The sequence below is a fragment of the Labrenzia sp. R5_0 genome, assembly GCF_017743835.1.
Classification (GTDB): Bacteria; Pseudomonadota; Alphaproteobacteria; order Rhizobiales; family Stappiaceae; genus Roseibium; species Roseibium algicola.
The window spans coordinates 213,281-226,353 of sequence record NZ_JAGHRK010000001.1; the positions used below are offsets into that span (position 1 = coordinate 213,281).

The 13,073-nt window shown below is 59.7% G+C and carries 8 protein-coding genes; 3 read left to right on the plus strand and 5 right to left on the minus strand.

Translation table 11 applies throughout. The annotated features are described in order from the left end of the window. Positions 1–5: 5 nt before the first annotated feature. Both J7447_RS01000 and J7447_RS01005 read left to right on the plus strand, forming a co-directional pair. Positions 6–2,168 carry a malate synthase G gene (locus J7447_RS01000; RefSeq protein WP_209168489.1) on the plus strand — a complete coding sequence of 721 codons (2,163 nt, stop codon included), beginning with the start codon at positions 6–8 and terminating at the stop codon, positions 2,166–2,168. Between the two features lie 298 nt (positions 2,169–2,466). After that, entirely contained in the window at positions 2,467–4,569 is a 2,103-nt protein-coding gene (locus J7447_RS01005; RefSeq protein ID WP_082809826.1) for an EAL domain-containing protein, read from the plus strand. A 94-nt stretch (positions 4,570–4,663) separates the two neighbouring features. Here the strand turns inward: J7447_RS01005 and J7447_RS01010 are convergent, their stop codons facing one another. The 3 genes from J7447_RS01010 to J7447_RS01020 are packed head-to-tail and all read right to left on the minus strand — an operon-like array spanning position 4,664 to position 8,986. Continuing rightward, positions 4,664–5,875, minus strand: a complete 1,212-nt coding sequence (locus J7447_RS01010) for a mandelate racemase/muconate lactonizing enzyme family protein (RefSeq protein WP_209168490.1) — start codon at positions 5,873–5,875, stop codon at positions 4,664–4,666. Positions 5,876–5,885: 10 nt separating this feature from the next. After that, complete coding sequence (locus J7447_RS01015) at positions 5,886–7,373, minus strand: aldehyde dehydrogenase family protein (RefSeq protein WP_209168491.1); 1,488 nt, start codon at positions 7,371–7,373, stop codon at positions 5,886–5,888. Further along, positions 7,370–8,986 carry a GMC family oxidoreductase N-terminal domain-containing protein gene (locus J7447_RS01020; RefSeq protein ID WP_209168492.1) on the minus strand — a complete coding sequence of 539 codons (1,617 nt, stop codon included), beginning with the start codon at positions 8,984–8,986 and terminating at the stop codon, positions 7,370–7,372. The genes J7447_RS01015 and J7447_RS01020 overlap by 4 nt, the downstream gene beginning before the upstream one ends. A gap of 179 nt (positions 8,987–9,165) precedes the next feature. Between J7447_RS01020 and J7447_RS01025 the strand changes: the two genes are divergently transcribed. After that, positions 9,166–10,059 (plus strand): LysR substrate-binding domain-containing protein, encoded by an 894-nt coding sequence (locus J7447_RS01025; protein WP_023001841.1) that lies wholly within the window; start codon positions 9,166–9,168, stop codon positions 10,057–10,059. Between the two features lie 245 nt (positions 10,060–10,304). Here the strand turns inward: J7447_RS01025 and J7447_RS01030 are convergent, their stop codons facing one another. Continuing rightward, entirely contained in the window at positions 10,305–12,677 is a 2,373-nt protein-coding gene (locus tag J7447_RS01030) for a fatty acid cis/trans isomerase (protein ID WP_209168493.1), read from the minus strand. After that, positions 12,667–12,897 carry a hypothetical protein gene (locus J7447_RS01035; RefSeq protein ID WP_208984440.1) on the minus strand — a complete coding sequence of 77 codons (231 nt, stop codon included), beginning with the start codon at positions 12,895–12,897 and terminating at the stop codon, positions 12,667–12,669. The genes J7447_RS01030 and J7447_RS01035 overlap by 11 nt, the downstream gene beginning before the upstream one ends. Positions 12,898–13,073 lie beyond the last annotated feature (176 nt).

Consider the following 13,073-nt stretch of genomic DNA (forward strand, 5'->3'; position numbering starts at 1 on the left):
GACAGATGACAGGCCGCGTCGATGCCCATGGATTGCAAGTTGCCAGGGTTCTTTATGACTTCGTCAATGAAAAGGCCCTTCCGGATACCGGCGTCGATCAGGACCATTTCTGGAAAAGCCTGTCCAGCCTGATCCACGATCTGGCACCGAAGAACCGGGCACTGTTGGCAAAGCGCGACAGCCTGCAGGAAAAGATCGATATCTGGCACAAGGCCAACCCCGGGACTCCGGACATGGACGGCTACAAGACCTTCCTGACGGAAATCGGTTACCTGGTGCCGGAAGGTGCGGACTTTGCCGTTGGTACCGCCAACATCGATCCGGAAATCGGCTCTGTCGCGGGCCCGCAGCTTGTCGTTCCGGTGATGAACGCGCGCTATGCGCTGAATGCCGCCAACGCCCGCTGGGGCTCTCTTTACGACGCGCTTTACGGCACCGATGCGATGGGCTCTTTGCCGGCAGGCAAGGGATTTGATCCGGCACGCGGTGCCGAGGTGATCGCCTATGCACGCAAGGTCCTGGATGAGGCTGCACCGCTGGCTGATGGGAGCTGGTCCGACGTGACCGGATTTGCCGTTGAAGGCGAAGCTCTGGTTCTTTCCACCAAGACGGGCTCCACGCGCCTTGCCGACGGTTCGCAGTTTGCCGGCTATTCCGGGGACAACGCTGCCCCCTACAAGGTCCTGCTGGTCAGAAACGGTCTGCACCTTGAAATCGACATTGATGCGCAGCATCCGATCGGCAAGACCGATGCCGCCCACATCGCCGACGTGATCCTGGAATCGGCCATGTCGACGATCATGGACTGCGAGGATTCCGTTGCCGCTGTCGACGCGGAAGACAAGGTCGTCGTCTACACCAACTGGCTTGGCCTGATGAAGGGCGACCTGGAAGAAACCTTCGTCAAAGGCGGCGAAACCGTTACCCGCCGCATGAATGGCGATCGCAATTACACCGCTCCCGACGGCTCCGCGCTGTCGCTGCACGGTCGCTCGCTGCTGCTCATCCGCAACGTCGGCCACCTGATGACCAATGATGCCGTGCTCGACAAGGACGGCAACGAGGTGCCGGAAGGTCTCCTCGACGGCATGATCACTTCGCTGATTGCGCTGCACGACATTGGTCCGAACGGCCGGGAGCTCAACAGCCGCGCGGGTTCGGTCTATATCGTCAAGCCGAAGATGCACGGACCGGAAGAAGTGGCATTCGCCTGCGAGATCTTCAACCGCGTTGAAGATGCGCTGGGCCTCGAGCGCAACACGCTCAAGATGGGCATCATGGACGAGGAACGCCGCACCACGGTGAACCTGAAGGAGTGTATCCGCCAGGCCAAGGACAGGGTGTTCTTCATCAACACCGGCTTCCTCGACCGGACCGGCGATGAAATGCACACGTCCATGGAAGCCGGCCCGATGATCCGCAAGGGCGACATGAAGGCCGCGACCTGGATTAGCGCCTACGAGAACAACAACGTCGATGTCGGACTTGCCTGCGGCCTGCCGGGCCACGCGCAGATCGGCAAGGGCATGTGGGCGATGCCTGACCTGATGCATGCCATGCTGGAGCAGAAGATCGGCCATCCGATGTCCGGAGCGAACACGGCCTGGGTTCCGTCACCGACCGCTGCAACGCTCCACGCGCTGCATTATCACAAGGTCGCCGTGAAGGAACGTCAGAACGAGCTGAAGAGCCGGGCTTCCGCGAAGCTGGAAGACATTCTCTCCATTCCTGTTGCCGAACGTCCCAACTGGGCACCGGAAGACATTCAGGCAGAACTCGACAACAACGCCCAGGGCATTCTGGGCTACGTCGTCCGCTGGGTTGAACAGGGCGTTGGCTGTTCGAAGGTGCCGGACATCAACGATGTTGGCCTGATGGAAGACCGCGCAACGCTGCGCATTTCTTCGCAGCACATCGCCAACTGGTTGCACCATGGCGTTGTCGGCCGAGAGCAGGTTCTGGAAACCATGAAACGCATGGCCGCTGTCGTTGACGGCCAGAATGAAGGTGACCCGCTCTACCGGCCGATGGCGGCGGATTTCGACGGCTCGGTCGCCTTCCAGGCAGCTTGCGAACTGGTGTTCGAAGGCACCAGCCAGCCAAATGGTTACACCGAGCCGGTGCTGCATCGCCGCAGGATCGAGTTCAAGGCGAAAACCGCAGCCTGACATTTGTCACCAGGTCTTGAAGTTTCGGCCGCCGGGAGCGATCCCGGCGGCCGAAATCGTTATGATCCCCTGTTCCCGCATGGCGTGTTGCTTCGCTTTGTGCTGCGCAATACGGGAATGGTAAACGGGTAAAAATCGAAGCAAACTGTCTTGGATCGAAAGCGTACAGTTTCCGGAAAATACACTCGCATTTACAATCAGTTAAAACAATTTACCAACTGTTATCCATATTGCATGGGATATAGGTGTTTTTACTACTTTAGAGCAGAAAAACGCTATCTTGCATCATCTGGAGTTGATGATGCTAACCGTCCTGTCTTGCATAGCTTTCGAGCATGACCCGTTGTTTGTTGCCCTGGCGGTAATAATCCTGACGGTCGGTGCCGTTTTGACTATGCGGCTGTTCGCCCGTGTCCGGCGGACGCAGGGCGATCTCAAGTATCTCTGGCTGCTGTTGTCCGGCCTGATTGCCGGCGGTACGATCTGGAGCACGCACTTCGTTGCCATGATCGCCTACAAGAGCCCGTTCATTCTGGGTTACGATCTCAAACTGACGGCCTTCTCGCTGGTTATCGCCATTGCCGGGACGACAGCAGGACTTCTCGTCAGTAGCATCTCCCAGCGTTCGGCACTTATCGAGGTTGGGGGTGTCATCTTTGGCGCCTCTATTGCGGCGATGCATTTCATCGGAATCAAGGCGCTTCAGATATCCGGTATCATGATGTTGTCGACGCCTTTCGTGGTGGTTTCCGTCGTTTTGGCCTGCGTCTTCTGCCTCATTGCCACCAGCCGTGTCGCCCGCCCGGTGACACGCTACTGCAAATACGGGGCTGTACTCAGCCTGATCCTGGCAGTAGCCAGCCTGCACTTTGTTGCGATGGCTGGTGTCGAAATTCTGCCCCTGCGGCTGGATGGCAGCGTCAAGGACCTTGTCTCCAACCAGTTGATCGGCATCTCGGTGGTCTTCACCATGAGCGTCCTGTTGCTGTCGGCGATGATCACCTATTCGATCGACAGTGCAAACTCCCAGGTTGCCGAAAGCAGGGTCAACCACATTACCCATCACGACCCGCTGACCGGTCTGCCGAATCGTCGGGCACTCGACCGCCATCTCGATAGTTTCCTGACAAGGTATGCTGCCGACAATGCCCGGGTCGTCGTGCTCAACTGCAGTCTGAGCCGGTTCAAGGAAGTCAACGAAGTTCATGGCCATGCGTGCGGAGATGCTCTGCTGCGGCACGTTGCCAAGCATCTGTCGGAGAACCTGGAGGCCGATGAATACATCGCCAGGAACGGCGGCGTCGAATTCGTGATCGTCGGCAAGCCGGTCTACTACCGGGGCTATATCCTTGACCTTTGCAAGCGCATCCAGAAGCTGGTCGCTCGGCCACTGCTATGGCAGGGCGAAGAAATCCGCGTCAGTTGCAGTGTCGGCTACGCGAACTATCCCGATCACGCATCGTCGGGTGCGCAGCTGATCGAAGCCGCGGAGCGGGCCATGCACCGTGCCAAGGCTGCCGGCGGCAATGCCGCGCTTTGTTATGACGTCGAGCTAGATCAACAGACCCGCGAGCGCAGCGCCCTTGCCATGGACCTGCGCAATGCCCTGAAGAACGGCGAGTTCGAGCTTTATTATCAGCTTCAGAACGATGTCATGACCCGGGAAGTCACCGGCACGGAAGTTCTGCTGCGCTGGAACCACCCTCAGCGCGGCATGATCCCGCCGTTCGAGTTTATCCCGATTGCGGAGGAGACCGGCCAGATCCGAGAAATCGGCGCCTGGATCATCCGTACCGCCTGCCGTGAGGCGGCTTCCTGGGACAACCGGGTCAAGATCGCGGTCAATGTGGCGCCAGTGCAGCTTGCCGACAGCAGCTTTCCGGATATCGTTGCCCACGCCTTGAAGGAAAGCGGCCTGTCACCGGAGCGTCTCGAACTGGAGATCACCGAGACCGGCATCATCGCCGACACATCGCATGCGCTTCAGATCATCCACCAGCTGAAACGTCTCGGCATTCGCATCGCCATGGACGACTTCGGCACCGGCTATTCGTCGCTTGCCACACTGCAGGCCTTTCCGTTCGACAAGATCAAGATCGACCGGGAGTTCGTCAAGGATCTCGGGGGCAACAAACAGTCAGAAGCGATCATCAAGGCAACGATCATTCTGGGTGAAAGTCTCAATATTCCGGTGCTGGCCGAAGGTGTGGAAACGGAAGACCATCTCGGCTTTCTTGCTTCGCAAGGGTGCAACGAGGTTCAGGGCTTCCTGTTCGGCAGGCCCATGCCGGTGGCCGACGTCCGCCGTGCCTTGATGGCATCAACCGCCATCCGGGTCGAAGAACCGGTTCCGCCCGCTGAGCCCGCGCAGGACATGACCCTGATCAGCAAGGTGGCCTGAGGCAACCTTTTTTCCCGTCACCCCATGGCTTGACCATGAGATGACAAAGGCAAGGGCCGGGCAAAGGAATACCGCCTTGCCGGCCCTGATCCCATTAGAGCGGCAAAGCCGGGCTTTCCTGAAACCCGAGATGCAGTTCGTTGCCGGTATAGGGATGGGCCCGCGCGACGTCTTCGTTCAGATCATGACCGAGACCCGGTTCGCTTGACGGAATGACATAGCCGTCTTCCCATCGAATAGGCGTCTTCAAGAGGTCGGCATAGAACCCGTCGAAGGTCCGGATGGATTCCAGCAACAGGAAATTCGGGCTGCAGGTTGCCAGCTGGATGTTTGCGAGCGCCACCAGCGGTCCGCAATAAAGGTGAGGGGCGATCTGCGCTGACCGGCATTCCGCCATGGCGGCAATCTTCTTGGCTTCCAGAAGGCCGCCGACGCGGCCGAGGTTCATCTGCAGGATACTGGCCGCACCGGTTTCAAGCACGCGGGCGAATTCATACTTGGTACACAGACGCTCACCCGTCGCAATTGGCATGGATGTAAACCGCGCAACCTCGGCCATGTCTTCCGGCTTTTCGGGCGGGATCGGTTCTTCAAACCAGAGCGGATCATAGCCCTCTATCCGACGTGCAAGCCGCTTGGCTCCGGAAACGGTGAACTGTCCGTGGGTACCGAAAAGAAGGTCGGCCCTCGTGCCGACGGCATTGCGGATCTGCCGGCAGAAGGCTTCCGAGCGTTCCAGATCGTCAAGGCTCGGCTGGTGGCCATCGTAGATCGTATAGGCTCCAGCCGGATCGAACTTCACCGCCGTGAAACCCTGGCCGACGGCCTTGACCGCCGCTTCGGCCGCCATGTCCGGATCGTTGTAGACATTGGGTTTCGACGGGTCCGGATAGACATCTCCATCGGAGGGATAAAGGTAGGTGTAGGAGCGCAGGCGCTCATGCACCTTACCGCCCAGAAGCTGATAGGCCGGCTTGCCGGCGGCTTTGCCGATGATGTCCCAGCAAGCCATTTCCAAACCTGACAAAACGCCCATCACGGTCACATCAGGACGTTGCGTATATCCGGCACCATAGGTCTTGTGCCACAGCTTCTCGAGATGATGCGGATCTTCGCCCTCGAACTGGCGCTGGAACACGTCCTTCGCCATCTCGGCCACCAGGTGCGGGCCGAAGGTGGCGTTGTAGATCTCGCCATAGCCTATGATGCCGCAAGCGGTCACCAGCTTGACGAAGATGAAGTAGCGCCCGCCGTGGCGCGGCGGGGCGTTTTCGACGACGAAGGTCTCGATTTGGTCGAGTTTCATGTTGGTCCGCTTAGCTCGCGTTGCTGATCGTGATGGACTTTACCTTGGTATAGGCGTCGAGGCCTTCCCAGCCTTTTTCGCGGCCGTAACCTGATTTCTTGTTGCCGCCGAAAGGCAGCTCAAGCCCTCCGGCCCAGTAATCGTTGACCGACACCTGGCCGCAATCCATTGCGCCGGCAACCCGCATCGCCCGCCCGACATCATTGGTATAGACGCTGGCAATCAGGCCGAACTCCGTACCGTTGGCAAGGGCGACGGCTTCTTCCTCGCTTTCGAACAGTTGCACCGACAGGACCGGGCCGAAGATCTCTTCCTGGATTGCCGGATCGTTCGGTGCAAGGTCCGCAATTACCGTTGGCTGGAAGAACCAGCCTTTGCCCGTCTCTGCGTCGCCGGTCGCGTCGCCGCCGGTCAGGATGTTGGCACCGCGCGCCTTTGCGGCATCCACATGGGCCTTGATACGGGACAGGTGAAGCTCGGAATTGATGGCCCCCATGTCCGGAGCCATCAGTCCGTGACCGGTCCTGATCTTGGCGGCTCGTTCGGCAAGGATGGAAAGCACTTCGTCGCGGATCGATTTATGCAGGATCAGCCGGGATCCGGCCGAACAGATCTGACCGGAGTTCGAGAAGATTGCCCAGTAGGCTCCGTCGGCGACCTTTTCCGGATCGGCGTCGGCGAAGGCGATCAGCGGTGACTTGCCGCCAAGTTCCAGCGTCAGGCGGGTCACGTTCGGAGCGGCCATCTGGGCAACATTGATACCGGTGGTGACGGAGCCAGTGAAGGTCAGCTGCTTGATGCGCGGATCGCGCGCCATCTGCGCGCCGACATTACTGCCCAGGCCGGTGACCACATTCACCAGCCCTTCCGGCACCCCGGCCTCGCAAAGCAGTTCCGCCATGACAAGTGCGGTAAAGGGCGTGGTCTCGGCCGGCTTGGCAACAACGGAACAGCCCGCGGCAAGGGCAGGGGCGACACCACGCGCGAAGGTCGAGGTGGGATAGTTCCAGGGAATGATGTGCCCTGTAACGCCGACCGGTTCGCGCACGGTGAAGGCGGTATAGGCCGGACCAAGATTGACCGATCGGCCATCGAGCTTGTCGGCAGCGCCGGCGTAATATTCGAAAAGGCGCGCGGAGGACTGAACGTCACCCTGGGCCTCCGCCAGCGTCTTGCCGCTGTCGACCACCTCTATCACGGCCAGCCGGTCTGCGTTGTCGCGGAAGACCCGGGCAACATTGTTGAGGATACGGCAGCGCTCTGCCGGTGAGACTTGCCGCCAATGCAGGGCTGCTTTCTCGGCAGCGTCGATGGCGTTATTCATATCGGTGTCGGACCCGAGAGAAAATTCGGCAAAGGCTTCCGCCCGGCCCGGATCGAAGCTTTCCATCTTCTTGTTCGAGGCCGGAGTGCGTTTGCCGGCAATGAAATGCCCGTCGGGCAAGGCATCCAGCTTGCCGGTGGTCAGATAGTCTTGGGCGATGTCCTGAACGGTCATGAGAGGGCTCGCTTCTGGTCTTCTAGAATGAGATCGGCTCCCTTGAGAGCCAGCATCATGGTCGGGGCGTTGGTGTTGCCGGAGGTGATGTTCGGAAAGGCGGAGGCGTCGGCAACGCGAAGCCCTTCAATTCCGTGCACCTGCAGCCGGCTGTTGACGACGGTTGTCTCGCGGTTCTCGCCCATGCGGCAAGTCGATACCGGATGGAAGACGGTGCTGGCCCGGGCGCGGAAGTCCGCCAGGATGCCGTCGCCGTCAAGGTCTCCGAGGTTCGGAGCGATGGGGTTTTCGACAAGTGCGCTCAAGGCCTGGCTTGCCATCAGCTTCTGGCAGAGCTTGCCGCCGTCGATCACGGTCTGGCGGTCTTCCTCGGTCGCCAGCGAATTGGGCTGGATCGAAGGCGCCGCATTGGCATTGGCACTTTTGATGTCGATGCGGCCGCGGCTCGTCGGGCGGGCCGGCTGTGCGCAAATGATGAAGCCGTTGAACGGATCGATGCTCAGCCGCGTCTTGTCCTTGTAAGGCCTCAGGCGATAGCTGATAGGATTGAAATAGAGCTGCTGGTCCGGCCGGCTCAGCTCGGGGCGCGAGCGCAGGAATCCGCCGCACTGGTTGACGGATAGAGCCAGAGGACCCTTGCGGGTTGCTGCGTATTGCATGGCGGACAGGGCCTGACCCAGCAAGGGACGCAGGATCGCATTGAGTGTCGGTTCCTTGGCGCGGAAGGTGAAGTTCGCAGCCAGATGATCCTGCAGATTGCCGCCGACATTGTCATTGGCCTGGATCACCGGAATGCCGAGCTCGCTCAGCAACCTTCCCGGGCCGATGCCGGAAACCTGAAGCAGTTGCGGCGAACCGATTGCACCTGCCGCCAGGATGACCTCTCGGCCGGCAAGCAGGGTTTCCCCGCTCAGGAGTTCGACGCCGACAGCCGTTCTTCCTTCAAACAGGATGCGGGCAACCTGGGCCTGTGTCCGGACGCTTAGGTTCTTGCGGGCAAGGGCAGGATGGAGATAGGCGCGTGCGGACGAACACCGGCGGCCATCTTGCGTGTTGATCTGGTAAATGCCGCCACCTTCGGGAGCATCACCGTTGAAGTCGTCACTCCAGGGCAGGCCCACTTCACGGATCGCGGCAAAGAAGTGCCGGTTCACCCTGTGGATCTGGTCGGACACATTCTGGATATGGATCGGTCCCTCGCCTTGCTTCACACCCTCGCAGGTCACCCGGGTTTCAAGGCGCTCGTAAGTTGCCTTTACATTCGCCCAGCCCCAACCTGCCGCGCCGGAGGCCTCCCAGTCTTCGAAATCTCCAGGCAGACCTCGGCAATAGACCATGGCGTTGATCGAGCCGGAGCCACCCAGCAATCGACCGCGGGGCCAGTAGACACTGCGCCCGCCGAGGCCTTCGTCTGGTTCGGTCATGAAGCGCCACGTGCGTTTTGGGTCGGAATTCAGCTTGCCATAGCCGAGTGGCAGCGACACCCAGGGTGAGGCATCGGACCCACCGGCCTCCAGCAGCAGAACACGCGTCTGCGGATCTGCGCTCAGGCGTTCCGCCAGGATACATCCGGCCGAGCCGGCTCCCACAATGATGTAATCGACCTTGTCCATGATGCGCTGCCGGTTGACCGCTGTTTCGGAGAAGTGTCTGCGAGGATGGAAAATTCCTGAAACGAAAAAATATTTGGTATAGCTTTGAAAAAATTTGAAGGAGATGCTTGTTGCACAGGTGCGAATTCGTTTCAGAAAATGAAAACAGCTTCCGCACCTGATGATGGAAGGAAGACGAAATGGCCTACAGCCTGCCACCGCTCACATGGCTGCGCGCCTTCGAGGCGGCTGCGCGCCTGGGGAACTTCACCCGGGCGGCGGAGGAGCTGCTGATCACTCCGGCTGCTGTCAGCTACCAGGTTCGCCAGCTGGAACAGCTCCTCGGCTACCCGCTGTTCGACCGTGTTCACAGGGAACTGGCCCTGACCAGACTAGGGCAGACTTACCTGCCGACGGTCGAGAAGGCGTTTTCGGATCTTTCCATCGCCACCGTCTCGGTGTTTGGCGAGCGGGACAGGCAGCCGGTTCGTTTTCGATGCCTCAACAGCTTCGGCCAGCTCTGGATGATCCCGCGCCTGCGCTCTTTTCAGGAGGCCCATCCGGGCATCGACCTGCAGATGATCTCGGCCTCCTGGGCGGAAACTCTCAGCCCGGAATTGTTCGACATCGATATCCGCTTCGGCGACGGCAGCTGGACTGACGGAGTGGTGGCGTTTCTTTTGAACGACCCGATCATCCCGGTCTGTCATCCGGATCTGGCGCTTGACCCAGGCAAGCGTGAAATCGAGGCGCTGGCGGAAGCAACCCGGCTCGACATCATGGGCGTGATCGACACCTGGGAAAGTTTCTTCCGCAGCCACGGGCATGCGGTTCCAAAACGCAACGGCCTGCAGGTCGACCAGACCCTCTCGGCCCTGGAACTGGCTGCTCTTGGCCACGGACACGCTCTGGTTCTGGAAACGCTGGCCCAACCGTATCTCGACAGCGGCCGGCTGATCCGTTCATCAGACAAGAAGATTAAGAGCCGGCACAGCTACTATCTCGTCACCGACGGCTCGCGTCAGGCACTCGGCCCCGACGCCCAGATCTTTTGCGACTGGATGTTCCGGGAACTTGGCGGCGAAGCGGGATGAGGAATTTGTCCAGGGACACGAGCTGCTTGCCTGGTCGATCGCAACAAATTCCGGTTCATTCTTCGAGACGCCGCTCCTCATAGTTTGGTTTGAAAGTATCAGAGGACGCAGTTGACGTGGGTCGTGTAACGAACTTGCGCCTTGCTCAGTTGTCATAGTCGCCCCGGGCATCACTTTCGGATCAGACACTCAGGATGAGGACGAGAGTTTGGCTGAGCAAAAGCTCACCCGCTCGAGCTGCAAGATTAATCCAGCGAGAAGGTGAACTCGAACAACCGGTCAATCGGGTCAAGCGGTTTGGGATCGCGGTATCGATTGAGGTCCAGCAGGCCCGCCTGAAGGGTGTCCTGGTCTTTCAGGGCGGTCTGGATCCGGTCGAAGTCGGTCCAGAATTCCGGGTCGGTTCTGCGGACGCCAAAACGGTCAACGAGCTTGAGGAAATCATCTTGTGACCTGATCTCCCGAACCGTCTCCACGAAGGCCGGCAGGTGATCCTGTTTCACCTTGAACATGAAATTCGGATAGCTGCTGAACTGGCCGGGCACGACCGTCACGCTGTCGTTCTGGGGTTCGCGGCGCAGATCCTCGTTGAAGATGAAGGCAACGTTGCTGTGGGCCATGTCATGCACCAGGGTAAAGACCTGCGTGTCCCGTTCCGTTTCCACGAGCAGAACCGAGATATCAGGCAGGAACTTTGCATATGGCGCAGGTTTCTGGGCAAGCGGGCGTAGTTGCCCGGCAGGCGTGTCACTGGACGCACAGGCATTGCCGGTGCAGCGGTTGATAGGGTCTTGTTCAGCCCACAGGCCAGCAGGTTCGCGCAGCAGCTCGGTGAGGAACTCCTCCTTGGGATCGCTGGTGGAAAAGTCGATACCTGTTGGAGACCTGGTGTCGAGCGCGCTTTCCTTCCAGAGATCGACCATGCTGACAAGCGGACCCTGATACCAGCTTTCGTGCATGGGTTTGCGCACTTGTGGCGGCAGGAACGACAGGAAGGTTCGCTCTCCTTCACGGCGCAGGCTGTCCATATAAAGGCGTGTCGTGAGCTGGTGTTCCACGTTGCCGAAGACATCGAACCCGGCAACGAGATTGTAGTAGATCCGCTCGAACAGCGGGAAATCGATTACCCAGGCGGTTTCGGGCACCGAGCCGACGAAGCCTGTCACCACCGAGGCGGAAGAGAAATTACGGTAGACGGTCAGACGGGCATCGACTTCGGAACCGTCACCTTGCCAGATGTCACCGTAGTCGGGGCCGCCTTCCGCCAGGAACTTGCGTTCATACCGCCCCTTGCGAAACTCCTGATACTTGACCGGTCCGAGCGACAGGAAGCCTTCCAGACGCTTGGACAGTTTTCCCTTTGACTGGGCGACCGGCAGTTCGAGGATCGGGGTCGCGGCTTCCAGGAAGCTCGGGTCGGTGACGGAGAGATCGGCGTCGGGTGTCAGGAAGGAGACCCAGAAACGGTCCTCGATCACGTTCACCGCGACCTGGCCGTAGCAGACCGGACCACGAATGAAAGAGCGGACAAAATAAAGCGCTTCGTCCAGCAGGAACTGGTAGCGGCTGCGGGCAGGAATGGCGCGGAAGGTCGACAGCGGGTTGCCGCCTGCAGCCGTTGAATAGGGCGGCAGGCTCGCAATCTCCCAGTCGCTTTTCAGGAACAGGTCTTCATAGCGCTTCAGGCGTTTGGGGCCGATCTCATAGACCATGTGCTCCTTGTGCAGGATGGTGCCGTCAATCGGGATGAGCCTGTAATGAAAGGGGCCACCTGGATCGTCAAAGGGGCGGCGCGAGGCAATCTCATCTGGAGGCGAGCCGGTCGCGGTTCTGGAACGGATTACGCGGAAGAAACGGTTCTGGTCATCGCCTTCCAGGTGCAGATGGGCCAGGAACAGATGTTCATAGATATAGCGCGCGACAAGTTTCGACCGTTTGTCGCCGCGGTTGAAGAACGTTTCGACGGTGTGCACCGACTGTTCGACACTCGGTGGCAATCCTTTGCCGGCGTCCGGCGCAGGTGCCCCATCCTTGGCCCAGGACAGCAGGGTCTCGTAGTCGCCATCTGCAAGCGGCGCCATGGCAAAGGGCATGCCGCCCTGCGGGTGTTCCTTGAGATAGTCCTTCACCTTGCCGGGCATGGCGCAGGTATTGGCCCGCAGCGTCGAAATATCGATGTCGTCAGGAAGCGGCGCTCCGAGCTTGAACGAATTCTTGCGGCCGGCCAGCAGCAGTTGTTCCAGAACGGATGGCCCGTCCTGTGCACCGACAACGTCGAAGAAACCCTTGGCGCGCCAGCCCGGAACAGACTTTGCGTCGATCCCGAGGCGTGTCATCGGAGCATCTTCCAGACGCGAGGAATCGTAGACTTTCTGCTTGCTTGCTCCGCGCATCCAGCCCGCGGCGGATGACAGCTTGAGCTGACAAGGCGCGTCATAGCAGCCGTGGCAGACGACGCAGCGCTTGTTGAGGACATCGAGAGCTGACGTATCTTCCTGCGCCGATGCAGCACCGGCACAGCAAATCAGAAGTATGGCGCGAAACGCCTGTTTCAGGATCCGGGACCAGAGAGCCTGAAGGCGGCCGGCCGCAATCATGCCGGAGGCATCAACCTTCATCGTCTTCCATCCGTGGACGGGTCACCCGGCTCGGATCGTCAGGCCCCTTGTAGTTGAACAGGTACGCCCAGGCGGCATAGGCGGTGATTGCCGCCATGATGTAGACCCAGGTGATATTGCCGAACGCATATTCCACACCGGTCCAGCCGGCGCAAAAAGCGACCAGAACAATTCTGCGCCAAAGCGCATCGAACCAGGGATGTTCTACGGGACCAAACACAGTTTTGCCTTCCTTTTGCGTCATCTGAGCCGAGCTGCCCGGGCTTGCTGACGTAGCGGGAGCCTCAAGAGCTTGCAAAATCAGGCAAAACTTGCCTGCCATCACCTGATTACACCTTGAAACTGGCTGCTGAACAAGGGAATGTGGCGTACCACTCCCGGCCACGGAAATTCATG